A 22,170-nucleotide genomic window follows, 5' to 3' on the forward strand; every position below is an offset into this window, starting at 1 on the left:
CACCCGCCCCGGCCTCCACGCGGACACCCCGCCCGCCCTGGTCCAGACACCGGAGGCCGTCGCCGCCACCGTCGTCACCGCCCTGCGCGAACGCCGCCGCCCCACCGTCGTCTCCGGCCGGGCGAACACCCTCTTCGCCGCAGCCGCCCGCCTCCTCCCACGCGGGACGACCCTCCGCCTCCTCGCCGACGACTGAGGGCAGGCGACGACGACGAGTTGGGCGCGGCCGGGACAACAAACAAATCTGCACCAGCAGCCCTGCCGCGTCAGACCGAGCACCCTCGAAGACCGCTGGTCACGCCTGGTTCTGGGAGTCGATGTCGGCGATGAGGCCCTCGATACGGGTACGGATCTGGTCGCGGATGGGGCGCACCGACTCGATGCCCTTGCCCGCCGGGTCCTCCAGGGCCCAGTCCAGGTAGTGCTTGCCGGGGAAGACCGGGCAGGCGTCGCCGCAGCCCATGGTGATGACGTAGTCCGATGCCTGGACGGCCTCGGTGGTCAGCACTTTGGGCTTGGCGGACGAGATGTCGACGCCGAATTCCTTCATGGCCTCGACGGCGGCCGGGTTGACCTGGTCGCCGGGGACCGATCCTGCGGAGCGGACCTCGATGCGGTCGCCCGCGAGGTGGGAGAGGAAACCGGCGGCCATCTGCGAGCGGCCCGCGTTGTGGACGCAGACGAAGAGGACGGAGGCCAGAGGGGTGGAGGCCAGGGGGGTGGAGGACATGGGAACCCTTTCGACGGGCCCTGGGCCCTATAGATCAGGCCGCACTGGTATCAGCCGTGAGTGATGTGACAGTATCAGCCCATGATGACGTCAGTCGACGCTGACCTGATCCGGGTCCTGGCCGACCCGCTCAGGCTGCAGATCGTGACCCTGCTCGCCCGCGAGACGCTGTGCACCACCCACCTCGTGGAGGAGACCGGTGCCAGGCAGACCAACCTCTCCAACCACCTGAGAGTGCTGCGCGAAGCCGGGTTCGTGGACACGGAGCCGTGTGGCCGGTTCACGTACTACAAGCTCCGGCCCGACGTCGTCGCCCAACTTGCGGGCCAGTTCGCCGAGTTGGCCGAGAGCGCCCGTACCGCAGCCGACAACAAGAGGGCCTGTCCGTGACCCGCACCGAAGCACCCGCCCCCACGACGGCCGAGGATTCCTCGGTCGTCGCGAAGCTGTCGACGCTCGACCGCTTCCTCGCCGTCTGGATCCTGCTCGCCATGGCCATCGGCCTCGGCCTCGGGCGCGTGATCCCCGGCATGGACGACGCGCTCGCCAAGGTGGAGATCGGCGGCATCTCCCTGCCGATCGCGCTCGGCCTGCTCGTGATGATGTACCCGGTGCTCGCCAAGGTCCGCTACGACCGGCTCGACGCCGTCACCGGCGACCGCAAGCTGATGGTGTCGTCCCTGGTGATCAACTGGGTCCTCGGCCCGGCCGTGATGTTCGCCCTGGCCTGGATCTTCCTGCCGGACCTGCCCGAGTACCGCACGGGCTTGATCATCGTCGGCCTGGCCCGCTGCATCGCCATGGTGATCATCTGGAACGACCTGGCCTGCGGCGACCGCGAAGCCGCGGCCGTTCTGGTGGCCCTCAACTCGGTCTTCCAGGTCATCGCGTTCGGCCTGCTCGGCTGGTTCTACCTCGACCTGCTGCCTGGCTGGCTGGGCCTGGGCAGCGGCGAGCAGCTCGACATCTCGATGTGGCAGATCGCGCTCAACGTCGTCATCTTCCTCGGCGTCCCGCTCCTCGCCGGCTTCCTGACCCGCCGTATCGGAGAGAAGAAGCTCGGCCGCGAGCGTTACGAGTCCAACTTCCTCCCGAAGATCGGCCCTTGGGCCCTGTACGGCCTGCTGTTCACGATCGTCATCCTCTTCGCCCTGCAGGGAAAGACGATCACCTCGCAGCCCCTCGACGTGGCCCGCATCGCCCTGCCGCTGCTCGTGTACTTCGCCGTCATGTTCTTCGGCACGTTCCTGCTGGGCAAGGTCATCGGCCTCTCGTACGAGCGCACCACGACGCTCGCGTTCACGGCGGCCGGCAACAACTTCGAGCTGGCCATCGCCGTGGCCATCGCGACGTTCGGCGTCACGTCCGGCCAGGCCCTGTCCGGTGTCGTCGGCCCGCTGATCGAGGTGCCGGTCCTGGTCGCCCTCGTGTACGTGGCGCTGGCCTGGCGAAAGAAGTTCGCGACGGCCGCGTGACCGTGCGGCGCACCGATGTGGTGATCGTGGGCGACGGCCAGGCAGGTCTGGCCGCCGCCCAGCACCCCTCCAACTCCGCGGTGCGCGCGGGCACATCCCCACCTGGTCACGGGGGCGGGAGGGCGATCAGGGATTTGAGATAGGCCAGGCCGTCCGTCCCGTCCGTTCCCGGACTGTCGCCGATCATCCGCTCGACCAGAAGCAGATGCCGAACTCTCCATCTGGTCACCGCGGCCCGCAACGCCGCCAGCGCCTCACGGAGTTCACGTGACACGGCAGCATCCGGCGGGCGCACCGCGCAGTGCGGCATCTCGATCCGGCTGAACAACGCGGCAAACTGATGCGATTGCCCACCGCTGGCGTCCTCAAGCAGCGGGCGAAAGTTGGCGAAGCTCTCCGCGTCCAGATGGTCCAGAAGCGCCAGATGCTCGTCCAGCAGGGCAAGGATCGCTCCGACCCGTTGGACGACGCAGATCGTTGCACCGTCATCACCGCTGCACGCCGCGTGGTTCAGCTCCACCATGGCCTGGCTTGCCAGCACCTCGGCGGACTGGTGGACCGCGATGAAGAACCGCTCGTCAGTCCACTGCGCCGAGCCCGTGTCGCCCGTACGCGGCTGCTGAAGACTCAGCAGTTCAGACAGGCGCAGATAACGGGCGTAGGAGGTGTGATGCGCATCCGGTGAGCTCACCTGCTCCATGATCGGCCCCACGCCACGCCCGCACCACCTGACACATGGCACCACCAGGGCTGCGGCCTGGACCGACTCCGGCGCGACCATCCAACCCGGTGAACGGTTCCGGTCCCCGCACTAGCGGGGCCGCACCACGCGGAGCTCAGGGGGAGGCGAGCAACCGTCCCATCGACGCCAGCACAGACGGCTCGACGCGGTAGTACACCCAGGTCCCGCGCCGCTCGGAGGTCAGCAGACCGGCCTCTTTGAGCTTCTTCAGGTGGTGCGAGACCGTCGGCTGGGAGACACCGACATCGGAGATGTCGCACACGCAGGCCTCGCCGCCCTCGTGCGAGGCGACCAGCGAGAACAGCCTCAGCCGCACCGGATCGCCCAGCGCCTTGAACATCCGCGCCGTGCGCTCGGCCTCTTCGGCGGTGAACGGCCTCTCGGTGAGCGGCGGGCAGCAGGGCGCCACCGACTCCGGCCCCGACTCCGGTTCCAGCAGTGGCAACACCTTGATGTTCGACATACGTCTATGTTGACACATGTCGAATCAGGGGGCGAGGGGCTGCGCTCACGGCTTCAGAGGCCGGAGGCGGCCGGAGCCTCGCGGACGTGGGCGACCAGCGCATCTGTCACGTACTCGGCATCACGCGCCACCCGCCATGAGCCGACCGCCTGGCCGGACGCCTCCAGGACGACCGGCGCCAGACCCCGCCCGCGCAGAACGTGCGCGGCGGCAAGCCCGGACTGACCGCCCCCGATGACCGCGACATCGACGTACTCCATGATCCACCCCCCTTGATTCGATGGACGCCTATGTTGACGCTCATCGAAACAGGTGTGATGCTGGCAGCACGAGCCATCGACGGATGTCGAAACAGGGACGGTCGAAACAGAGACGGTCGAAACCGAGGCCGCCGAAACAGCGACCGTCGAAACCGAGACGGCCGAAACAGCGACCGTCGAAACAGAGATCAGAGGAGTCGCCGTGACTGCGCCGGTCAACCACGTGCCCACCACCCCCGAACTCCCCGTCGTGATCGTCGGAGCAGGCCCGATCGGCCTTGCCGCCGCCGCCCACCTGGTCGAGCGTGGCCTGGAGCCGCTGGTCCTGGAGGGCGGCTCGTCCGCCGGAGCGGCCGTACGCGAGTGGTCGCACGTACGGCTTTTCTCCCCCTGGGCCGAGGTCACCGACGAGGCCGCCGAGAAGCTGCTCGCCCCCACCGGCTGGACCCGCCCCGACGGGGCCGCCTACCCGACCGGCGGCGACTGGGCGGAGCAGTACCTCCAGCCCCTCGCGGACGTGCTCGGCGACCACGACCGCGACCGCGTCCGCTTCGGCACCACCGTCACCGGCGTCTCCCGCGCCGGACGCGACCGCGTCGTCGACACCGACCGCGAGGACCAGCCCTTCGTCGTCCACATCCGCACCGCCGACGGCCACGAGGAGCGCCTCCACGCCCGCGCGGTGATCGACGCGTCCGGCACCTGGACCACTCCGAGCCCCGCCGGCGCGAGCGGACTGCCCGCACTCGGCGAGCGTGCTGCCGCGGACCGCATCACCTACCGCGTCCCCGACCTCAACGACCCGTCCGTACGGGCCCGTTACGCGGGCAAGCGCACCGCCGTCGTCGGATCCGGCGCCTCCGCGTTCACCGCCCTCGCCTACCTGGCCGACCTCGCGAAGTCCGACGACGGCACCGGCACGAAGGCCGTATGGGTGCTGCGTCGCGGCATCTCCGGCTCCACCTTCGGCGGCGGCGAGGCCGACCAGCTGCCTGCCCGTGGCGCACTCGGTCTCGCCGCGAAGGCCGCGGTGGATCAGGGCCACGCCGAGGCCGTCACCGGCTTCCGCACCGACGCCGTCGAACGCGCCGACGACGGACGCCTGGTCCTGGTGGGCGAGGACGGACAGCGCCTCGAACCGGTCGACGAGGTCATCGTCCTGACCGGCTTCCGCCCCGACCTGAGCTTCCTGTCCGAGCTCCGCCTCGACCTCGACGTACGCCTCCAGGCCCCCGTCGAACTCGCCCCGCTCATCGACCCCAACCAGCACTCCTGCGGCACCGTCTACCCGCACGGCCACCGCGAGCTGTCCCACCCCGAGCAGGGCGTCTACCTGGTCGGCGTGAAGTCCTACGGCCGCGCCCCGACCTTCCTCGCCCTGACCGGATACGAGCAGGTCCGCTCCGTGGTCGCCGCACTCGCCGGTGACCTCGACTCGGCCGACCGCGTCGAGCTCACCCTGCCCGAGACCGGTGTGTGCAAGGGCGGCGGACTCCTCACCACCCCCGAGACCGAAGCCGATACCGAAGCCGATGCCGAGGGCTGTTGCGCACCGGAACCCACTCTCGTCGAGATCGGAACTCCGGCGGCGACCGCGTCCACCGGCGACACCACGCCCACTGGAGGCTGCTGCGGCTGATGACCGGCGTCGAAACCCGCCCCGGCGGGGCCGCGACCGGCACCGCGTACCGGTCGCGGCCGTGCGCGGCGCTGCCCGCCCTGTGTCTGACGCAGATCACCGGCTGGGGCATCGTCTACTACGCGTTCCCGGTCCTGAACCCGCAGATCACCGTCGACACCGGCTGGCCGGCGACCGCGACGACGGCCGCGTTCTCCGCCGCGCTCCTCGTCTCCGCCATCACCGGCATCCGCGTCGGCCGCATCCTCGACCACCGCGGCCCGCGCACCGTCATGACCACGGGTTCGGTCATCGGCACAGCGAGCTCGGTCGTCGTGGCCACCGCCCCCAACCTCCCTGCCTTCGTTGCGGGTTGGCTGCTCGCAGGGCTCGCCATGGCGTCGATCCTCTATCACCCGGCCTTCGCCGCGCTCACGCGCTGGTGGGCCCCGACCACGTACGCGCCCTCACGATCGTCACCCTCGCCGGCGGCCTGGCCTCAACCGTCTTCGCCCCGCTGACCGCCGTGCTCGCCAACCACCTCTCCTGGCGAGCCACCTATCTCGTACTCGCCGCGATCCTCGCCGCCGTCACGATCCCGGCCCACGCCCTCGCACTGAAAGCCCCCTGGCGGAAAGCCCAGCCTGCGCGCGCCGAGACCGGACACAGCGCTCAACAGGTCGCCCACAGCCGCCCGTTCCTACTCCTCGCGGTCGCCCTCACGCTCTCCGCGCTGGCCGGAACGGTCGCACTGGGCACTGCGCGGGCGGGACACATAGATGCAGCCCCGACGCGCCCTGCCCGCAGGGCAGTTGGCGCACCTTGAGGAAGCAGCGGAACCCTCAACTGCCGGCAGGTGAGCCCACTGCAATCCGGTCTGGAACTTGAAGGCCATCGCATCGATTACCTGCCGGTGGCCCCGCCACCAGCTACCCCGCTTCGGCGTCTGAGCCGTGCACAACGGCTCGATCCGGCCCACTGCGCGTCAGTCGACGACACACCCGGACCAACGGCTGGCTGATCCAAACGAAACCGCCTGGCCAGTGCTGCCCCGCAGAAGTTCGTGGAGCGGTGTTCCAGCATGGCCGGGGATTCAGCGCGGTTCCGTCGGTCGTCGACGGGTCGGGGTCTTCGAGGGTGACGAGGGTGACGAGGGAGAAGAGGGCGTGAGCGGCCGTGGCGGGCCGGAAGGGGTGATCAGCTGCTGACCGTGCGCAGAAAGTGATCGGCGTCTTCCGGCTCGCCGAGTCGGCCCACTTCCAGCCAGGAACCGTCGGTAAAGCAAATCCGGAAGGTGGCGTACCCGCGCGGCTGGCCCGCCTCGCCCTCGATCCTCGCTTGGTCGAGGGTGAACTCCGTGACGGCCTGGAAGTCGTCGGCCTTGGTCGGCGACAGTCGGCGGCGAGGGGACGCGGCCACGCAGATGCGGTCGCGGGCCAGCATGACCAGGCGCTTGGGGTTGGGCGAGTGGCCGTACCAGCGCAGCAGCAGTTGGCCCGCGGTCAGGTTCCAGTCCCCGTCGAAGACGCCGTTGGCCGGATCCTGCTCGCGATCGCTCTCAGGGGAGCGGCCTCGGCCGGAGTGCTGTGTGTCGGGTGAAGTCGTCTGTGGCTGTCCGGTCTGGTGGCTACGGCTCCGTCCCGACCACAGCGGTTGGTCCAGTTTGCGGCCGAGCAGGTCGATCAAGATCATCGGCACGACCACGAAGAAGAACACCACGGCCCCGGCGTACAACAACCAATGGTGGCGCGATTTCAGGCGTCCTTTGCCCGCGGCACGGTGAACGTCCTTGGGCGGCGCGGGGATGGGCCTGTGGATCTCACACCAGACCAAGGCCACGGGTTCCTCGCCCAGGATCTTCCGCGCCCGCCGCTGCACCCTGCGCTTCGCCATGCCGAAGATCCTAGTGCTGCCCCGCAGAAGCTCCTGGAGAGGTGTTGATTCAGAGGCTGGGGCCTGGGCCCGGACGGGGTGTAAGGACGCGGCCCGCTCCGGCCGCCCCAAGACCCACGGAGCCGTGGTGAGGGTGGCGATCGTGGCCGCCGCGACCAGCGAGCCTGCGCATCCAGCAGCCGTCTGGTCGCACCGTACGATCGCCGAGGAGGTCACACGGACCGCGTTCGCCTCGATCTCTGCCTCTCAAGTCGGCCGGATCCTGGCCGGCTTGGACCGCAAGGCGCACCGGGTGCACTGGCTCACCCGCCGTGACACTCCCGGCTTCTGGGACCGGGTCGCGGACGTGTGCGGCCTCTATCGCGATCCGCCCCCGGGCTCGGTGGTGCTGTCGATCGGCGAGAAGACCGCGATCGCCGCCCGCTCCCGGCGCCATCCGGGCAGCCCCGCCAGGGCGGGCGAACCTGCCCGGCAGGAGTTCGAATACCGTCGGCACGACACCGCCTCACTGGTCGCGGCTCTGAACGTGCGCACCGGAGAAGTCCTCACCGAGACCACCACCCGCAACGACGCGGCCACCTTCACCGGCTTCCTGGACCAGCTGGACGTGTCCATCGCCGCAGGCCAGGACGTTCATGCCGCCCTGGCCTGCGCAAGCACTAGTGGCGCACCCGGCCTGAACCACTCAACAGGGCCGCCCGGGACGCCGATTCAGCAGAAACCGGCTGCCCCTGGACGGCTTCGTGCTGCCCGCGGCCGAGGCGCGCTCAACGCGAGACGACAAGAGAAAGGCGCCTCTGGCCTGCAGGTTTAGTCGCTCCGCCAGGCAGCAGGACATCTTCAGCAGCCGTTCCCGACAAGGTAGTTGGCATGACCGAGGTCGCATTGGATCGATCTCAAGATTCGATATCTGCTTGGGTCGACAGCCCGATTGGCGGTCCAAAGCCGTTGCGGAAGTGCCCGCTTGGGGGTCTAGTGGTGCGGTACCCCGAAGTTGGACTAGACAACAACTAAGCCCCAGGCCGCTGGCCTGGGGCTTTTGTATGGAGCGGGTGACGGGAATCGAACCCGCGCTCTGAGCTTGGGAATCGCGGGGTGACCTTGGCGGATTGTGGCCCTGACCTGCTGCTATGGCGTCACTGGCAGTGTCTTCGGTCTTTTCTGTTTCCCTGCTGTTCCCCGGGGCTCCCCGACCGGGCGGGCACGTATCGGGCACGCCACTGCCTGGGAACGAAGGCCGGGAGCCCCCATCGGGGACCCCCGGCGTGCTCGTCACACCTTCTTCTCCGGCACGCTACGACCTCTCACGAACAATCATGAAGATGATCGCGATCAGAAGCAGCGACATCGGTTCCATCTGTTAGGTCTCCCTCGACTCATGCCCCTAAAGGGCGGTGGTTGAAGGGAGACCGTCACTTGGCGCTTCGAGCGGTTCCATCCTGCCCGAACGCCCCGCGTGGCAGCCTGAGTTTGCGAAGGGTTGTCTCAAATCCGTTCCGCCCCCTCGCTGGCTCGCCCTGCAGCGCCGTGCTCGGCGCCAGGGTCTTACGGTGCCAAGGAGGCGGTGACGCTTTACGAGGTGACGGGGCCAGGGGCCGACTGTTAACGAGTGACCGGAACCTCGTAGACGATCTCGCACAATGTGGCGGGCACGACGATGTCCGCCGTCTCCACGGGGCGGCTTTGGTCGCTGTAGTACGTACGTCGGATGTGCGTGACTAGGGCGGCCTTCTGGATTCCGAGGAGCGATGCCTCCTCGGCGCTCGCCTGCCGCGGTTCGGGCTGTTCCACGGCGTGGCTGATCGTGATGCCGATCTCGGCCATGCGATTCACGACGCCCGCCCCAGCGTGGGGGCCTCCCTCAGGAAGGACGATGAGGGTGCCGGCGGTGAGGTCGTACGGCTCCCAACTCGTCGACAACTGCACCGGTTTGCCGTCGGCGAGGAACTCGTACTGAGTGCGGACGCACAGATCGCCCACGCCGATGCCGAGACGGGCCGCGATGCCCGCCGGCGCCGGAACCTTCGCCTCGGTCCGGCTCTCCCAATCCCCCTGCCTGCCCACGGCCGACATGTCAGCGCGGAACGGGGACCCACTGCGCTGTTCCCGCGCCGACGAGCGCACCATGCGTACGCGCTCGCGAGGTTCAGCGACGTACGTACCGGAACCCGCACGACCCTCCAACACGCCCTGAGAGATCAGTAGTTCCTGCGCTCGGCGCACCACGTTCTCGCCGACACCGCATTCCTGAGCGATCTGGGCACGGGAAGGGAGCCGATCTCCGGGCGTCCACTCGCGCTCCGCGATGCGCTGCCGGAGGACGTCGGCGATGCGGAGGTACGGAGGCTGCTCAGGCATATGGAAAATCTAGTCCACTAGCTCTAATCTAGTTAACTAGCTTTACGTAAAGTGATCATCTGGCGACGGAGGTTCCCCTGTGCCCGTTTCGGAGACGAGCGCCGAGGACATCGCCGCCCGGTTATCAGCCCTCGGCCTCACGACGCGCACCGAACAGCACGCCCGACACACATCGATCGAAGCGGAGGTCCCGGAACCCCTCCCCGCCGAGACATGGCGGGAGGTCTTGGAAGTGGTGGCAGAGGCCGACCAATTCGGGCTCGTCGCCAGCAAGTTGAACGGCCGCACCTTATGGGCCGCCATACGCAGAGCGGTCCCCGCGACGGGCGATGTCCGGGGACCTGGCCATCAGCGATAGGAGCTGATCAGCGTGTTCAACCGTATCTGCCGCGCCATCGCGCGCACCAGCAATCGATACCGCCCGAAGGGGAGGAGCGGCCGAGGCTTAACACCCACCCAGTCGGCGGTCGTTCACTTCGAGCACACCCCTTGGCCGGCGTTCCTCATGGGGCCTCACCAAGACCACACGTACGGCCTCGTCGGCGAGGAGCGTACGAGGCAGCTCGCCCGCACCTGGTCCATGTCGGGGGAGGCCCACTGATGGCGTCCAACCAGACCGTCCCGGACCACTACCAGTCGAGCTCATGCCGGATCGGCACCCACCGCGAGTGCGCACAGTCCTCGCCCGTCTCGGCACCGATTGGCGTTCCCGTTGTGTACGAGGCGTGCGCCTGCTCCTGCCACCTGGCGGCTGACCAAGCGGCACCGCGGGAGGTGTCCCGGTGAAAGGTTGGGCACCCGGCGGCGCAGCAGTCGCCAACGTCGAGATCACGTCGATCAATGTGCAGCGCGGCGACGTCATCCAGATCGGTGGTCAGCCGTGCCGCGTGGCCGACCTCTTCCAACTACCCGGTGGGGCCAAGCGGCTTCGCTTCGAGTCGGGCGAACTGCTGACCATGCACACCCGAACCCGCCTCATCGCCCTACGGATGTTGAGGAAGTGGTGATTCAATCTGTGGCTTCCCGCCGGCACGCCATCGCCGACGACCTGAGGAACCAGATCACGACAGGTCGAATCCAGCCCGGTGAACGACTGCCCTCAGAGTCGGAACTTGCCTCCCGCTACAGGGTCAGCACGCCGACGCTCCGGAACGCCCTCGCGGTCCTCCAAGCCGAAGGGCTTGTCGAGAAGATCCACGGCAAAGGGAACTACGTTCGCCACAAACTCAGCAGAGTCACGTACGTCGGCGGTGGCCCCATGACAGAAGCCTGGATCGGGGCGGCGGAAGCTCTACGCGTCACTATCACCACCAACTTCAAGGCCCGAGGCGACCTGGCGGCCTTGCTGGGGGTCTCGGCAAGAAGCCCGCTGACCGAATTCGTGTGCCTCAGTTACGAGGGGAAGCGGCCGCACAGCCTGGCCCGCATCTATGTCCCACTCGACCTGGCGTCGGCCGGCGGGACCCATGAGGCGCCCTGGAGTGGGCGGGTGGAGGCACGGCTGGCAGAGCTTCGCCCGCCAATGTTCGACATCCGGGAGACGGTCAGCGCCCGCCTCCCGACACCCGAGGAAGCCTCGACCCTTCGGATCAGCTCAGCCCTGGCCGTTCTCGCGATCACACGTGTTGCGGCAGACGCCGCGGGCCGTGTGGTCGAAGCAGCACTCCTGGTACTTCCGGGCGACCGCGCCGACGCTCTGTTCACCACGCACCACACGACCGAAGTGAGGGGGACGGAAGAATGACCGCCCACAACGAACTGCGACTCCTCCCGTGGTCGGGTCCGGACGACAAGCCCTGCTTCCTGAGCACCGACGACAGCGGCGGCCACCTGTCCCGCTTGGCTGACGACACCGAAGCGGGACAGCTCGGCATGGCTGCCGAACTCCTGGAGCACGCGTGGGAAGTGATCGGCGACGAGGAGACAGATCTGGAGGAGCTGCGCCTCCTGGCAACGGATCTGACTGAGTCCCTGCACGACGCACTCCGCGTCGCGACGAGCCGTGGTCACCGTCTACCGAAACCTTCTCTCTCCGCGTGCGAAGGAGGCGATGAGGGCGGCCCGCAGTTGCCAACGGCCATCTTCGGCTAGCAGCAACGCGATTCCCGAGAGACAGTGGAGCCCCAGACTAAGTCTGAGGCTCCACTGCTTGGGGCCATGGCCAATCCCGTCAGGGACTCCTTCCCGCGACCTTCTGATCCGTAGATCTATGTCATCGCTGAGCGCCCTTCCACGGCCCGAGGACGGCCCGGGAGGGCGCTCGGCATGCGCGGGGCGGCCCGCGGCGGTTGCACGGCTCTTGAAGCGGTGCCCGGCACCACAGCTTCGCGCGACGTAGCCGACGGGTAACGCCCCGGGAGAAAAGCATCGCACGGCTCGTAGGACGGATATAAGCTCAAGATTAGCAACCGTCGCATGAGAGGGGCTATGGCAATGCAACTTTCGGGTCTGTCGGTGAAGAATTACCGATCCATTAAACAGACGCCGCGTCTCAATTTCGGGGATTTGGGAGTTCTGGTAGGACCCAACAATGAGGGAAAGTCCAATATCCTTCGAGCGGCCGTGATGGGTATGCGGCTGCTCCGCCGATACGGCATGATGGGGTCCGCTAGAACCAGTAATCCAGGCATACGTCTTTCGATCAGGCAGCATTATGACTGGTTCGAGGACTATCCAAAAGACCTTCAGGAGAAGACTCCGAACGGAAGCACGATTATTGATTTTTGGTTTGAGCTAGATGATGCCGAAAAGGCCCTCTTTAGGAGCCAGATTGGAGTTAGCCTTAAAACGGAACTTCCAATCCGCCTCACAGTGAACAAGTATGCGGATTTCACCGTCCGCAAGCAAGGGCCGGGCAAGGAAACGCTGAACCGGAAATCTGGGCAAGTTGCAAGCTTTGTTGGCCGCCGCCTTCATATCGAATATGTCGGCTCGGTAAGAACTGCAGCTGATGCCACAGAGATGATCCGTGAGATGCTGCGTGACCGCATTACGGAAGCTCTCGATGCCGAACAGTATGAGAGTCTGGTCAGGCAACTTTCGGTCGCAGTGACTGACGCTTTGAAGCCGCTAGCAATCGAGTTGGGTGAGACGCTGAGAGATTTTATCCCCGACATTTCTGACGTTCGGATCCAAATGACGGAAGGCGACATTCTTGATGGGTTAATCGATGAGACCAGGGTGCTTATCGATGATGGTGCTGAAACTGACCTGAGGCACAAGGGTGACGGTGTTCAAAGCTTGGCGGCCTTGGCTATAGCGAGGAAAGCCGCCAACAGTGGACGGCGTTCGTTGATCTTGGCAATTGAGGAGCCTGAGGCGCATCTGCATCCGAGCGCCGTGCACAGGGTCCGCCAGGTGGTGAACGAAATCGCGTCGAAGCAGCAGGTGATCTACACGACCCACAGCCCGCTTCTGGTGGACAGGTTCAAGCTATCCAATAATGTCATCGTGCGCGGCAGTAAGGCTGCACCAGCGAAAACTCTGAATGAACTCCGGGATGTTCTGGGGGTGCGAACTTCAGACAATCTTTCGCAAGCTAACCTCGTGCTGATTGTGGAAGGGCTCACGGATCGCGATTCCGTTGAGGCGGTGATAGCCAGTAAGAGCCCAAAGCTTAGTGCGCTCATTGCCAGCGGCGGACTTGCCTTGGATTATCTGAAAGGGGCCACCAACTTGCTGCCCAAGCTGGACGGATTGCGTCAGCAGCTTTGCCAGTATCACGTTCTTTTGGATCACGACGACTCTGGGTTGATGGCCGGAAGTAAAGCGCGCGATGCCGGTTTGCTCTCATCTAAGGAGGCGACCTACACCATAGTGTCCTCCATGAAGGAATCTGAATTCGAGGACACTCTGGACGTGGAACTGTATAAGAGTGAAATCTCGAAAACGTTTGGAATTTCCTTGAACGTGCCGGAATTCAAGCGGGAGAAGAGTAAATGGAGTGGTCGGATGGCTGCCGCTTTTCGGTCGCAGGGGAAGGTGTATGACGTCAATGTGGGTACACAGGTGAAGATCCTCGTGTCGAAACTTGTGGTTGCGAATCCTGGCGCTGCTTTGCATCCTAGGCGCTCAAGCAGCATCGATGCGCTTTGCGCGCAGCTCGAGACTCGGATTGACGAGATGGAATTCTGAGTAAATGAGTGCGGATTGCGGCATTCAAGGTCGGTGGAGCGGCTTTGGGCTGGAGCTGCTTTGGGGTGAGTGATCTTGGCCCCGTAAGCTTCCGGCGAGTCGGGCAGTCTGTGGACCTGCCCGTTAAAGCACGACGTTGGGGCCAAGATCTTCGAGGCTCGCCCCAAAGTGGCTGCCTAAAGCCGTGGAGCCGACCGCCCCAGCCACAGCGGGTTTTCTCTGACCTTCGCCCGCGGGCACGCGAGCGCGTCGCCGGGCGCGGCAAGCCGGGGCGGAGACAGGAGGCAGGCCGCGCCGCACAGGCGGCGCGCGCCCGCGCCGTGCGCGGGCCTTGATGAAGTAGGGGAAGTTCTATCGCGCTGAGGTCAGGCGCTTGCCGTCGTGGCTCCGTACATGCGGCCCGGCGCCGTCGAGGGCGTCCAGGAGCCGGATTGCGTAGACCTCGGACATGTACTCCGAGACCTGGTCGGGCGTGAGCCAGTCAACGGCGGTCGATTCGCTGGACGTTCGTTCCTCGCCGCCCGCGGGCTTGCAGCGGAAGACCAGGGCCACGATGCCTCGGGTCGTGTTCTTGTAGACCCCGGTGAGCTCGTCCACCTCGACGTGGATGCCCGTCTCCTCCAGGACCTCGCGTCGTACGCCGGCCTCCGGAGTCTCGTCGAGTTCGAGCACGCCGCCGGGAAGTTCCCAAGTGCCGTTGTCCGCTCGGCGGATCGCCAGCAGTCGGCCGTCTTCGCGTACGACCACTCCAGCCACGGACACGGAGTGCAGCGGCGTTGACTGGGCTTCCTGGGCGCTGTTACTCATGTACAGGAGCATAGGAGGAGAAGAAGGACTATGGGAACAGCGGTAGGAGGTGAGAGGTCCGTACCTCGGTACGTCCAGATCGCCGAAGAGATCGTTCAGCAGATCCGCGGTGGTGTCCTCGCGCCGGGAGACATGGTGCCGAGTGAGTCCGAGCTCGTCGATCGGTACGGAGTCTCCGGCGGGACTATTCGTAAGGCCATGGTCGAGGTGAGGGCCAGTGGGCTCGTGGAGACTCGGCACGGCAAGGGGTCCATCGTGAAGGACCGGCCGCCTGTACGGCACCGTTCCTCCGATCGCTTCCGACGTTCGCACCGGCAGGGAGGCAAGGCGGCCTACCTCGCCGAGTCCGCCCAATCCGGCGCTGAGGCCAAGGTGAGCGTGCTCTACATCGGGCCCATGGAGGCTCCGGAGGATGCGGCTCAACGGCTTGGCGTATCCGCCGGCACCCAGGTCCTCGCTCGTCGGCGGCTCTACTTCCGCAACGGCACCCCGGTCGAGATCGCGACCTCGTACCTCCCGTGGGACGTCGTGAAGGACATCCCCGAGCTCTTCGCCGAGAATCCCGGCGGTGGTGGCATCTATGCCCGACTCGAAGAGCAGGGGCTTGAGTTCGCCGAGTTCGTCGAGACGTTGCAGGCGCGGCCGGCCGCGAAGGCGGAGGCATCCGAGCTGGCGCTGAGTCCCGGAGCGCCTGTCGTGCATCTGGTTCGTGAGGCTCGTACGACTGAGGGGCGTGTGGTTGAGGTGTGCGACACCCTCATGGCCGCTGACCAGTTCGTTTTCGAGTACAGGATCCCCGCCGCCGACTGACGCTCGCTCAACTCCCCACAACCCGCCCCGACTTATTCGTCGCGGCGGGTTGACTCATGTATAGGAGTGCTGCACTCTTCTTCATGTCACTCATGTACATGAGTGACCGAGTTCAGCCTCTACATAGGAGTGATCCACTGTGCGTCAGATTCCCGTCGACACCTCCACTGCGACCGTGATGGTCGCCAAGGCCCCGCAGCCCAAGGTCAAGGACCGCCGTACGGGCGAGATTGCCCAAGACGCCGAGACCGGTGCCCAGTTGATGACCGTGGACGTGATGTTCGCGGCCAACGACGAGGTGGAGATCCTGTCCGTCGCCGTCCCGCAGCCCGGTATCTCCGGTGAGCTGGCCATGGGTACCCCGGTCGGGCTGACCGGCCTCATCGCCCGCCCGTGGGAGAACGAGTTCAACGGGCAGAAGCGGCACGGCATCGCCTTCCGGGCCGTCGCCGTCACCTCGCTGGTGGCCGGTGCCGCCGAGGCCAAGGCGGCCTGATCATGGCCGAGTTGGTGATCGTTCTCGTGGTGGTCGCTGCTGCCGCAGGTCTTCTGCGGTGGCGGCGTCCCGCCTGGTACTGGGTCTGCTTCGGTGCTGCGTTCGCCTCGGTGCGGGTCCTGGTCCGCTACACCTCGGTCATGGAAGCCTGCGGGCTGACCGTCCCTCCGCCGCGCTGGCGGCTCACTCTGGCTCGGATGGCCAACAGGCCGTTTCCGGAGGCTCGTTCGCCCCGGATTCTGTGTCTGCGGCCGACCCGCACCGGCCTCGTCTTACGGCTCAAGCTTCGCCCCGGTCAGGACGCTTTCGACTTCTCCGCGGCGACGGATCGCCTGCGGCACTCCTTCGGGATGTACGCCGTCAGTTCTCGCGAAGTCCGCTCCACCATCGTCGAGTTGAGGATGACGGGGTACGACGTTCTTGATCGCGTACGGATGCCTGCTGAGGCTTCTGCCGACAGCGCTTCGCCGCTTCGTATCCCGGTTGCGCTCCGCGAAGACGGTGCGGTTCACTACCGCGACTATCGGTCCGTCCCGCACGGGCTCACCCTCGGTGCCACCGAGTCCGGTAAGTCCGTCTACCAGCGGACTCTTGTTTGTGGTCTCGCCCCGCTCGACGTCGCCCTGGTCGGCATCGACTGCAAGCAAGGTGTGGAACTCTTCCCGCTCGCTCGTCGCTTCTCAGCTCTTGCCGACGACCCGGACACCGCGCTCGAACTCCTCGAAGCCCTGGTGTCGCACATGGAAGACGTCTACCTGCTCATACGCGCCGAACAGCGCACCAGCGTCGCCGTCCCAGACGCGGAGATTGCCGCCGACATCTGGGATCTGCCTGCCGGCCTCCGACCGACCCCGGTCGTGGTCCTGGTCGACGAGGTAGCCGAGCTCGCCCTCTTCGCCACCAAGGATGAGGAGAAGCGCCGCGACCGCATCATCACCGCCCTCGTACGCCTCGCCCAGCTCGGTCGCGCCGCCGGCATCTACTTGGAGATCTGCGGTCAGCGCTTCGGCTCGGAGCTCGGCAAGGGCATCACGATGCTCCGAGCCCAGCTAACCGGCCGTACCGCTCACCGCGTCAATGACGAGTCCAGCGCCAACATGGCCTTCGGTGACATCGCCCCCGACGCCGTACTGGCCGCCATCCAGATCTCGCCCGACACCCCGGGCATCGCCGTCGCCGGTGACACGACCGGCGGCTGGGCCCGTATCCGCGCCCCGCATACTTCGCTGCGCGACGCCGTGAACCTCTGCAACGAGCACGCCCACCGCACGCCGGACCTCCCCGCTCTCGCGCCCTTCCGGCCGGTCGCCACTGTGCCTTCCTCGGCCTCCGTGCCGCTCACCAAGTCCGCGTCCGCTACCGCCTGACGCATCTCCCGCACCACGGTCGGCGCGACTGCTCCGCGCCAAGTCCCTACCCCTCCCATGTCCAAAACAGGAGGTCAACTCATGGATGCCGACGAGGACTTCGCTCGTACCGCATCACTTCTCGGCGCCCTCGACTTGTACGAGCGTCGCTACGAGACCGACGCCGAGTTTGTCGCGGTGCTCGCGCCCGCCCTTGCTCTGTCCCTGCCTCCGGGCTTCCTCCCGCTCATGCCTCCGCGCGATGAGGATCCGGGGGAGCGGTGGTGGTGATGCCTCGGGCCTCGGTCAAGGCGGACGCAGTACTCGTCCAGGCGGTCATCGCCGGGGCCCTGTCCTTCGCTCACCTGCATGACCTCGCCGCGGCTGCCGGTCAGGACGGCTGGAAGGCGTGGGCCTACCCGATCAGCGTCGATCTGCTGCTGGTCGCGGCCTGGCGGCGGCTTCGCAGCGACGGGCCGTCCCGGCTGGCCTGGTGCTGGTTCCTGATCGCGCTGGTCGCGTCGCTCGGCGCGAACGTCGCCACCGCTGGATTCCTCGACCTTGAGCACCCTCCGGCTTGGCTGCGGTTCGGCGTCGCCGGGTGGCCCGCGCTCGCGTTCCTCGGCGGCACGCTTCTCGCTCACACACCGGGGAGGACGGCGGACGAAGAGCTGGTCGCGGTTCAGCCGGCGCCTGCAGCCCTCGCCACTTCGGAATCCGAGGCCCTGGCGCCCGTCGACATCGAGGCTCCCGTCCCCGAAGAGTCCCCTGCCACGGACGTGGCCCCGCCCGTCCCCGCAGCCCTCGTAGCCCACGCCCGCAAGGTCGCCGAAACCCACCAGGCCCGGACCGGTACGGCCATCGACCCCGACACCCTCCGCGCCCGCCTCGGCATCCCGCCCCAGCTCGCCAACGCCATCGCAGCCCAACTCACCTGACAAACAAGGGAGTACGACCCATGCCCGCACACAACCACTTCCACTCGGTCATGCAGATAGGCCCGGTCCAGATCGGCACCCACCGCGACCGCCGCGGACGCACCAAGCACGCCGCCGTCTGCACCGCCGACCGCTGCGGCTGGTCCTCCGACTACTCCAGCCAGTCCGCCGCCCAGCTCGCCGCCCGTACTCACCGCTGCAAGGTCCGCTGAGGAGAACCCATGGACGTCCCGCTCTGGCTCGCCTTGCTCGCCGTCGGCGTACTCGGCGTGAAGCTCATCCGCCCGCCCTGGTGGCTCGTCGCCGTACTGCTCCTCGGCGGCTACCTCCTGGCGGACAGCCTGCTCACCCCGGTCATCGATACGGCCATCAACAAGTGACCACCCACGGAAGGGAGACGACCGCAATGCTCCGCCCCAAGATCCCGACGAACCTCCAGCCCACCGCCAGGGTCACACCGCCGACCGTCATCGAGCCGACCACCGTCGCCCGGCACTACCCGGTAGCCCCGGCAACGGCACAGCCCAACCGCCCCACGGTCCAGCTCACGCCCGGCGCCCTGGTCACCCTCGTCGCCGGCGGTACGACCGCCGTCCTGGTCCTGGGCGCTGTCCTGGTCTCGCTGCTCCTCGCGGTCGCCATCACCGCTGCGTCGACCGCCATCACGGCCCTGGTCATCCGCTCGCTCATGAACGAGAACACCAAGCGCCGCTGACCGGCCCCCGGGCGGCCCTGAAACCGCCAAGTCTCCGCCGCCCGGGAGCCGCGCCCAACCGATCCAAGAACCGGAAGGAACCCCCAGCATGACCCACAGCACCCGCACTCCATCCCGGACCTGCGCATCCTGCTGCGGCTTCGCCTCCGCGGCCATTACCCTCGGCGGCCGCGACCGCCACGGTCACCTTCGTACGGTCACGGCCCACTGCACGTCTTGCGACGGCACGGGCACCGATCGCGCCTCCCGCGTACGGGAGGGTGCCCATGTCTAACGCCGCTCTCCTCGACCCGACCACCCTCGGCGACCTGCTGAGGGTGGCCTCGGCCAACGACTTCGACCGCTGGCAGGACCAGATCCGCCGCACTGGCGGCTGTGCCGATCCGATCCACCTCACCGGCTGGACTCTCACCAAGGACAAGACGACCGGCGAGACGCTGCACCACTACTCGACCGAGTCCGAGCCGGGCGGCCGTCTCCGCGTCGCCTGCGGCAACCGCCGCGCCTCCCGCTGCCCCTCCTGCGCCTGGACGTACGCGGGCGACACCTACCACCTCATCCGCGCAGGCCTGGCGGGCGACGACCGCCGCGACGTTCCCGCCACGGTCCGCGAGCACCCTCGGGTCTTCGCCACGCTCACGGCCCCGTCCTTCGGCCCAGTCCACAACCGTCCCGACCGAGGCGTCTGCCGCTGCGGCACCCGCCACGCCCCGGACGACGAAGTCCTGGGCACGGCCCTGGACCCGACGACGTACGACTACGCCACAGCCGTCCTCTTCAACAACCACGCTGGCGACCTGTGGATGCGCTTCACGACCCGCCTCCGTCGAGAGATCGCCGCCCGCGCCGGACTCACCCAACGCGAACTGAAGGACACGGCTCGCCTCTCCTACGGCAAGGTCGCCGAGTTCCAGAAGCGCGGCGCACTCCACTTCCACGCCGTGATCCGCGTCGACGGCCCGGACGGCCCTGAGACCCCATCCCCGTCCTGGGCAACGGTCTCCCTGCTCACGGACGCAATCCACGCCGCCGCATCGCACAGCTACACGTCCGTCTCTGTCCCGGCCGTCGAGAACGAACCGGCCCGAACCTTCCGCTGGGGTCGGCAGCTCGACGTCCGCCCGGTCAAGGCCTTCGGCGACGGATCCGACATCACAGAACAGGCCGTCGCCTCGTACGTCGCGAAGTACTCGACCAAGGCGGCAGAGAACACCGGCACCCTCGACCGCCGCATCGGCGAACTCGCCGAACTCGACCGCCACGACATCCCCGACCACACCCGCCGCCTCATCGAAGCCTGCAAGCACCTCGACCCGCTCTATCCGGACCGCCGCCTCTGGGCCTGGGCCCACATGCTCGGCTTCCGCGGCCACTTCAGCTCCAAGTCTCGCCGCTACTCAACGACTCTCGGCGAACTCCGCCAAGCCCGCGCCGACTTCCGCGCCGCCCAAGAACGCGAAGCCCTCAACCTCGACACCCGCGAACCGGAAACCGTCCTCGTCCTCTCCGACTGGCAGTACGCCGGCCACGGCCACACCCCCGGCGAATCCGCCCTAGCCGCAACCATCGCCCGCGGCCTGGAACTCAACCGAGACACCGCCCGCGAAGCCCTGCACGACCAACTCGCCCTGGAAGGAGCGCACCACCATGAATGACCGGTACCTGAGCGTCACCCAAGTCGCCGAAGTACTCGGCACGTCGGTGCGCTTCCCCCGCCGCCTCATCGAGGAACGCCGCATCAAGTACGTCAAGGTCGGCCGCCACGTCCGTATCCCCGAGAGCGCCGTGCGCGACTACATCGAGAGCCACACCGTGGAGCCCGTACGCCGTCGCCGCTCGCGCTACGGGAGGGCTGCCTGATGGCCGGGAGGGGCAAGAAGCGCCGCTTCGGCCGCATCCGGAAGCTCGCCTCCGGGCGTTACCAGGCCCGCTACTTGGGCCCCGACGGCGTCGACCGTCCGGCGCCGCACACCTTCGCGACCAAGGGCGAAGCGGACGACTGGCTCGCCGAGCGGCAGTCCGAAGTCCGTCGTGGCGACTGGGTGGACCCGGACGTCGGCGCGGTGAACTTCGAGGAGTACGCCCTCCGTTGGATCAAGGACCGGCGACTCTCTCCGACCACTGAGGAGCTGTACCGCCGCAACCTGCGGCTGCACATCCTGCCCACCTTCGAGGACCTCGACCTGGACGAGATCACCCCGCCCATCGTCCGCGCCTGGCGATCCGAGCGCCTCGACACCACAGGCGCGGACAGCACCGTCGCCAAGTGCTACCGCCTGCTCAAGGCCATCATGGAGACGGCCGTCGATGACGAGCTGATCCGCCGAAACCCCTGCCGGATCAAGGGTGCTGGGCAAGAGAACCCGGACGAACGCCCGACCGCCACCGTCGCCCAAGTCGACGCCCTTGCAGACCTGCTCGGCCCGCGCTGGCGCCTCATGGTCTACATCGGCGCGTACGGTCCGGCCCGCCCCGAAGAGCAAGCCGCTCTCCGCCGCCCGGACGTCAGCCTCGAACCCCTCGGCCTCTGGATCCGCAGCGCCGAGCCTGAGTTGAACACCGGCCGTCGTGTCCCCGGCGACACCAAGTCCCGTGCAGGGAAGCGATTCATCGTGCTGCCCGCGTTCATGGAGAAGGGCGTGAAGCGGCACCTGGCCTGGTACGCCGAGAAGAAGCCGGACGGGCTGATCTTCGTCGGGGAGATGGGAGCTCCGTTCCGGCGCTCGACCTTCGGGCGGAAGTGGCGCAAGGCGCGTGCCAAGGTCGGACTGCCGGACGGCTTCCGCTTCTATGACCTCCGGCACACGGGACACACCTTGTCGACCCAGTCCGGCGCGACCCTCAAGGACACGATGGTCCGCGCCGGCCAGTCCTCCGAGAAGGCCGCAATGATCTACCAGCACTCCAACCTGGAGCGACAGCAAGAGGTCGCCGATGGCATCGATGACCGTGTCCGCGCCGCGCGAACGAGGGCTGCCAGCAAGGCAGATGAGCAGTCATCGGGCACGCAACGGGCACGAGACGCTTAGAACGGTCTAGACAACAAACAACCCCCGGGTCGATGACCTGGGGGTTTGTCGTGGAGCGGGTGACGGGAATCGAACCCGCGCTCTGAGCTTGGGAAGCTCATGTTCTACCATTAAACTACACCCGCGAGACGCCAGGCCGTGACCTGTCGCATCGTTCGGTCACCTTACCCCATCGTCGGCCCCCGGTGTATTCACCCGGTGCGTGGCCGTGCCCTTCGTGAGTGCGGAAGTGTGTGCGGGGGGCGGGAGTTGGGGCGTACCGTTGCGGTGCGGAGTGCCGCCTGGAGAGGCGTCCCTTTCATCCCGTAATGTGAGGTTTCGTTGCAGTCAGCGACCCAGTGACTCACGTGGGGAAG

At 67.1% G+C, this 22,170-nt stretch carries 27 protein-coding genes, 1 tRNA gene and 2 pseudogenes; 22 read left to right on the plus strand and 8 right to left on the minus strand.

What is annotated here, in order from left to right:
* Positions 1-196 (plus strand): annotated as a pseudogene (locus tag GUY60_RS07670) (hypothetical protein); the annotation flags it as partial.
* Positions 197-295: 99 nt separating this feature from the next.
* On the opposite strand, the gene GUY60_RS07675 reads toward GUY60_RS07670, so the two are convergent.
* Positions 296-715, minus strand: coding sequence for an arsenate reductase ArsC (locus GUY60_RS07675; RefSeq protein ID WP_161695228.1), 420 nt, complete (start codon positions 713-715; stop codon positions 296-298).
* Positions 716-811: 96 nt separating this feature from the next.
* Here GUY60_RS07675 and GUY60_RS07680 point away from each other — a divergent pair, with 96 nt between their 5' ends.
* Both GUY60_RS07680 and arsB read left to right on the plus strand, forming a co-directional pair.
* Complete coding sequence (locus tag GUY60_RS07680) at positions 812-1,120, plus strand: ArsR/SmtB family transcription factor (RefSeq protein ID WP_161695169.1); 309 nt, start codon at positions 812-814, stop codon at positions 1,118-1,120.
* Positions 1,117-2,205, plus strand: coding sequence for an ACR3 family arsenite efflux transporter (gene arsB, locus GUY60_RS07685; protein ID WP_161695171.1), 1,089 nt, complete (start codon positions 1,117-1,119; stop codon positions 2,203-2,205). Before GUY60_RS07680 ends, arsB begins: the two co-directional genes overlap by 4 nt.
* 106 nt (positions 2,206-2,311) lie before the next feature.
* Here the strand turns inward: arsB and GUY60_RS07690 are convergent, their stop codons facing one another.
* The 3 genes from GUY60_RS07690 to GUY60_RS39460 form a co-directional block, all read right to left on the minus strand.
* Positions 2,312-2,905 (minus strand): tryptophan 2,3-dioxygenase family protein, encoded by a 594-nt coding sequence (locus GUY60_RS07690; protein WP_161695173.1) that lies wholly within the window; start codon positions 2,903-2,905, stop codon positions 2,312-2,314.
* A gap of 136 nt (positions 2,906-3,041) precedes the next feature.
* Positions 3,042-3,410 carry an ArsR/SmtB family transcription factor gene (locus tag GUY60_RS07695; protein WP_161695175.1) on the minus strand — a complete coding sequence of 123 codons (369 nt, stop codon included), beginning with the start codon at positions 3,408-3,410 and terminating at the stop codon, positions 3,042-3,044.
* A 53-nt stretch (positions 3,411-3,463) separates the two neighbouring features.
* Complete coding sequence (locus GUY60_RS39460; RefSeq protein ID WP_281368397.1) at positions 3,464-3,670, minus strand: NAD(P)-binding protein; 207 nt, start codon at positions 3,668-3,670, stop codon at positions 3,464-3,466.
* 202 nt (positions 3,671-3,872) lie between these two features.
* Here GUY60_RS39460 and GUY60_RS07705 point away from each other — a divergent pair, with 202 nt between their 5' ends.
* Both GUY60_RS07705 and GUY60_RS07710 read left to right on the plus strand, forming a co-directional pair.
* Positions 3,873-5,309, plus strand: coding sequence for an NAD(P)-binding domain-containing protein (locus GUY60_RS07705; RefSeq protein ID WP_312866217.1), 1,437 nt, complete (start codon positions 3,873-3,875; stop codon positions 5,307-5,309).
* Positions 5,309-6,027, plus strand: a pseudogene (locus GUY60_RS07710) (MFS transporter); the annotation flags it as partial. The gene GUY60_RS07705 and the pseudogene GUY60_RS07710, both read left to right, overlap by 1 nt.
* Positions 6,028-6,485: 458 nt before the next feature.
* On the opposite strand, the gene GUY60_RS07715 reads toward GUY60_RS07710, so the two are convergent.
* Positions 6,486-7,181, minus strand: a complete 696-nt coding sequence (locus tag GUY60_RS07715) for a hypothetical protein (protein ID WP_161695177.1) — start codon at positions 7,179-7,181, stop codon at positions 6,486-6,488.
* A gap of 142 nt (positions 7,182-7,323) precedes the next feature.
* Here GUY60_RS07715 and GUY60_RS07720 point away from each other — a divergent pair, with 142 nt between their 5' ends.
* Entirely contained in the window at positions 7,324-7,995 is a 672-nt protein-coding gene (locus GUY60_RS07720) for a transposase (protein ID WP_161695178.1), read from the plus strand.
* 788 nt (positions 7,996-8,783) lie between these two features.
* Here the strand turns inward: GUY60_RS07720 and GUY60_RS07725 are convergent.
* Complete coding sequence (locus tag GUY60_RS07725; protein WP_161695184.1) at positions 8,784-9,539, minus strand: GntR family transcriptional regulator; 756 nt, start codon at positions 9,537-9,539, stop codon at positions 8,784-8,786.
* 79 nt (positions 9,540-9,618) lie between these two features.
* On the opposite strand from GUY60_RS07725, the gene GUY60_RS38820 reads away from it, so the two are divergent.
* From GUY60_RS38820 to GUY60_RS07745, 5 genes are all read left to right on the plus strand, one after another.
* On the plus strand, positions 9,619-9,897 hold the full coding sequence (locus GUY60_RS38820) for a hypothetical protein (protein ID WP_312866218.1): 279 nt from the start codon (positions 9,619-9,621) through the stop codon (positions 9,895-9,897).
* A 424-nt stretch (positions 9,898-10,321) separates the two neighbouring features.
* Positions 10,322-10,546: a hypothetical protein gene (locus tag GUY60_RS07730; RefSeq protein ID WP_161695186.1), complete on the plus strand. Its 225-nt coding sequence runs from the start codon at positions 10,322-10,324 to the stop codon at positions 10,544-10,546.
* Positions 10,543-11,283, plus strand: a complete 741-nt coding sequence (locus tag GUY60_RS07735; RefSeq protein ID WP_312866220.1) for a GntR family transcriptional regulator — start codon at positions 10,543-10,545, stop codon at positions 11,281-11,283. Before GUY60_RS07730 ends, GUY60_RS07735 begins: the two co-directional genes overlap by 4 nt.
* The gene (locus tag GUY60_RS07740) at positions 11,280-11,630 is read left to right on the plus strand and encodes a hypothetical protein (protein ID WP_161695188.1); all 351 of its coding nucleotides are present in this window, start codon (positions 11,280-11,282) and stop codon (positions 11,628-11,630) included. Before GUY60_RS07735 ends, GUY60_RS07740 begins: the two co-directional genes overlap by 4 nt.
* 336 nt (positions 11,631-11,966) lie before the next feature.
* Complete coding sequence (locus GUY60_RS07745; protein WP_161695190.1) at positions 11,967-13,673, plus strand: ATP-dependent nuclease; 1,707 nt, start codon at positions 11,967-11,969, stop codon at positions 13,671-13,673.
* 351 nt (positions 13,674-14,024) lie between these two features.
* Here the strand turns inward: GUY60_RS07745 and GUY60_RS07750 are convergent, their stop codons facing one another.
* The gene (locus tag GUY60_RS07750) at positions 14,025-14,492 is read right to left on the minus strand and encodes an NUDIX hydrolase (RefSeq protein WP_161695192.1); all 468 of its coding nucleotides are present in this window, start codon (positions 14,490-14,492) and stop codon (positions 14,025-14,027) included.
* 18 nt (positions 14,493-14,510) lie between these two features.
* On the opposite strand from GUY60_RS07750, the gene GUY60_RS07755 reads away from it, so the two are divergent.
* The 11 genes from GUY60_RS07755 to GUY60_RS07805 all read left to right on the plus strand — a co-directional run bounded on the left by GUY60_RS07755 (position 14,511) and on the right by GUY60_RS07805 (position 21,814).
* The gene (locus GUY60_RS07755; RefSeq protein WP_161695194.1) at positions 14,511-15,290 is read left to right on the plus strand and encodes a GntR family transcriptional regulator; all 780 of its coding nucleotides are present in this window, start codon (positions 14,511-14,513) and stop codon (positions 15,288-15,290) included.
* Positions 15,291-15,429: 139 nt separating this feature from the next.
* Positions 15,430-15,786: an SCO3933 family regulatory protein gene (locus tag GUY60_RS07760; RefSeq protein WP_161695196.1), complete on the plus strand. Its 357-nt coding sequence runs from the start codon at positions 15,430-15,432 to the stop codon at positions 15,784-15,786.
* 2 nt (positions 15,787-15,788) lie between these two features.
* Entirely contained in the window at positions 15,789-17,153 is a 1,365-nt protein-coding gene (locus GUY60_RS07765; protein ID WP_161695198.1) for an FtsK/SpoIIIE domain-containing protein, read from the plus strand.
* Between the two features lie 81 nt (positions 17,154-17,234).
* Complete coding sequence (locus GUY60_RS07770; protein ID WP_161695200.1) at positions 17,235-17,423, plus strand: hypothetical protein; 189 nt, start codon at positions 17,235-17,237, stop codon at positions 17,421-17,423.
* On the plus strand, positions 17,423-18,070 hold the full coding sequence (locus tag GUY60_RS07775) for a DUF2637 domain-containing protein (protein ID WP_161695234.1): 648 nt from the start codon (positions 17,423-17,425) through the stop codon (positions 18,068-18,070). The genes GUY60_RS07770 and GUY60_RS07775 overlap by 1 nt, the downstream gene beginning before the upstream one ends.
* Positions 18,071-18,090: 20 nt before the next feature.
* Positions 18,091-18,282: a mobile element transfer protein gene (locus tag GUY60_RS07780; RefSeq protein WP_161695202.1), complete on the plus strand. Its 192-nt coding sequence runs from the start codon at positions 18,091-18,093 to the stop codon at positions 18,280-18,282.
* Positions 18,283-18,291: 9 nt separating this feature from the next.
* On the plus strand, positions 18,292-18,450 hold the full coding sequence (locus GUY60_RS07785; RefSeq protein WP_161695204.1) for a hypothetical protein: 159 nt from the start codon (positions 18,292-18,294) through the stop codon (positions 18,448-18,450).
* 26 nt (positions 18,451-18,476) lie between these two features.
* Positions 18,477-18,785, plus strand: a complete 309-nt coding sequence (locus tag GUY60_RS07790; protein WP_161695206.1) for a SpdD-like protein — start codon at positions 18,477-18,479, stop codon at positions 18,783-18,785.
* 266 nt (positions 18,786-19,051) lie between these two features.
* The gene (gene repSA, locus GUY60_RS07795) at positions 19,052-20,440 is read left to right on the plus strand and encodes a replication initiator protein RepSA (protein ID WP_161695208.1); all 1,389 of its coding nucleotides are present in this window, start codon (positions 19,052-19,054) and stop codon (positions 20,438-20,440) included.
* Complete coding sequence (locus tag GUY60_RS07800) at positions 20,433-20,645, plus strand: helix-turn-helix domain-containing protein (protein WP_161695210.1); 213 nt, start codon at positions 20,433-20,435, stop codon at positions 20,643-20,645. Before repSA ends, GUY60_RS07800 begins: the two co-directional genes overlap by 8 nt.
* On the plus strand, positions 20,645-21,814 hold the full coding sequence (locus GUY60_RS07805; protein WP_161695212.1) for a tyrosine-type recombinase/integrase: 1,170 nt from the start codon (positions 20,645-20,647) through the stop codon (positions 21,812-21,814). Before GUY60_RS07800 ends, GUY60_RS07805 begins: the two co-directional genes overlap by 1 nt.
* A gap of 51 nt (positions 21,815-21,865) precedes the next feature.
* Here the strand turns inward: GUY60_RS07805 and GUY60_RS07810 are convergent.
* A tRNA-Gly gene (locus GUY60_RS07810) sits at positions 21,866-21,939 on the minus strand.
* Between the last annotated feature and the right edge of the window lie 231 nt (positions 21,940-22,170).

It is taken from the genome of Streptomyces boluensis (genome assembly GCF_009908195.1).
Classification (GTDB): Bacteria; Actinomycetota; Actinomycetes; order Streptomycetales; family Streptomycetaceae; genus Streptomyces; species Streptomyces boluensis.

Excerpts from the sequence above, each read along its gene's own strand:
- GUY60_RS07680 (WP_161695169.1), top strand. The coding sequence starts at position 812 with ATGATGACGTCAGTCGACGCTGACCTGATCCGGGTCCTGGCCGACCCG.
- GUY60_RS07690 (WP_161695173.1), bottom strand. The coding sequence starts at position 2,905 with ATGGAGCAGGTGAGCTCACCGGATGCGCATCACACCTCCTACGCCCGT.
- GUY60_RS07695 (WP_161695175.1), bottom strand. The coding sequence starts at position 3,410 with ATGTCGAACATCAAGGTGTTGCCACTGCTGGAACCGGAGTCGGGGCCG.
- GUY60_RS39460 (WP_281368397.1), bottom strand. The coding sequence starts at position 3,670 with ATGGAGTACGTCGATGTCGCGGTCATCGGGGGCGGTCAGTCCGGGCTT.
- GUY60_RS07715 (WP_161695177.1), bottom strand. The coding sequence starts at position 7,181 with ATGGCGAAGCGCAGGGTGCAGCGGCGGGCGCGGAAGATCCTGGGCGAG.
- GUY60_RS07725 (WP_161695184.1), bottom strand. The coding sequence starts at position 9,539 with ATGCCTGAGCAGCCTCCGTACCTCCGCATCGCCGACGTCCTCCGGCAG.
- GUY60_RS07740 (WP_161695188.1), top strand. The coding sequence starts at position 11,280 with ATGACCGCCCACAACGAACTGCGACTCCTCCCGTGGTCGGGTCCGGAC.
- GUY60_RS07745 (WP_161695190.1), top strand. The coding sequence starts at position 11,967 with ATGGCAATGCAACTTTCGGGTCTGTCGGTGAAGAATTACCGATCCATT.
- GUY60_RS07750 (WP_161695192.1), bottom strand. The coding sequence starts at position 14,492 with ATGCTCCTGTACATGAGTAACAGCGCCCAGGAAGCCCAGTCAACGCCG.
- GUY60_RS07755 (WP_161695194.1), top strand. The coding sequence starts at position 14,511 with ATGGGAACAGCGGTAGGAGGTGAGAGGTCCGTACCTCGGTACGTCCAG.
- GUY60_RS07765 (WP_161695198.1), top strand. The coding sequence starts at position 15,789 with ATGGCCGAGTTGGTGATCGTTCTCGTGGTGGTCGCTGCTGCCGCAGGT.
- GUY60_RS07770 (WP_161695200.1), top strand. The coding sequence starts at position 17,235 with ATGGATGCCGACGAGGACTTCGCTCGTACCGCATCACTTCTCGGCGCC.
- GUY60_RS07775 (WP_161695234.1), top strand. The coding sequence starts at position 17,423 with ATGCCTCGGGCCTCGGTCAAGGCGGACGCAGTACTCGTCCAGGCGGTC.
- GUY60_RS07780 (WP_161695202.1), top strand. The coding sequence starts at position 18,091 with ATGCCCGCACACAACCACTTCCACTCGGTCATGCAGATAGGCCCGGTC.
- GUY60_RS07785 (WP_161695204.1), top strand. The coding sequence starts at position 18,292 with ATGGACGTCCCGCTCTGGCTCGCCTTGCTCGCCGTCGGCGTACTCGGC.
- GUY60_RS07790 (WP_161695206.1), top strand. The coding sequence starts at position 18,477 with ATGCTCCGCCCCAAGATCCCGACGAACCTCCAGCCCACCGCCAGGGTC.
- repSA (WP_161695208.1), top strand. The coding sequence starts at position 19,052 with ATGTCTAACGCCGCTCTCCTCGACCCGACCACCCTCGGCGACCTGCTG.
- GUY60_RS07800 (WP_161695210.1), top strand. The coding sequence starts at position 20,433 with ATGAATGACCGGTACCTGAGCGTCACCCAAGTCGCCGAAGTACTCGGC.
- GUY60_RS07805 (WP_161695212.1), top strand. The coding sequence starts at position 20,645 with ATGGCCGGGAGGGGCAAGAAGCGCCGCTTCGGCCGCATCCGGAAGCTC.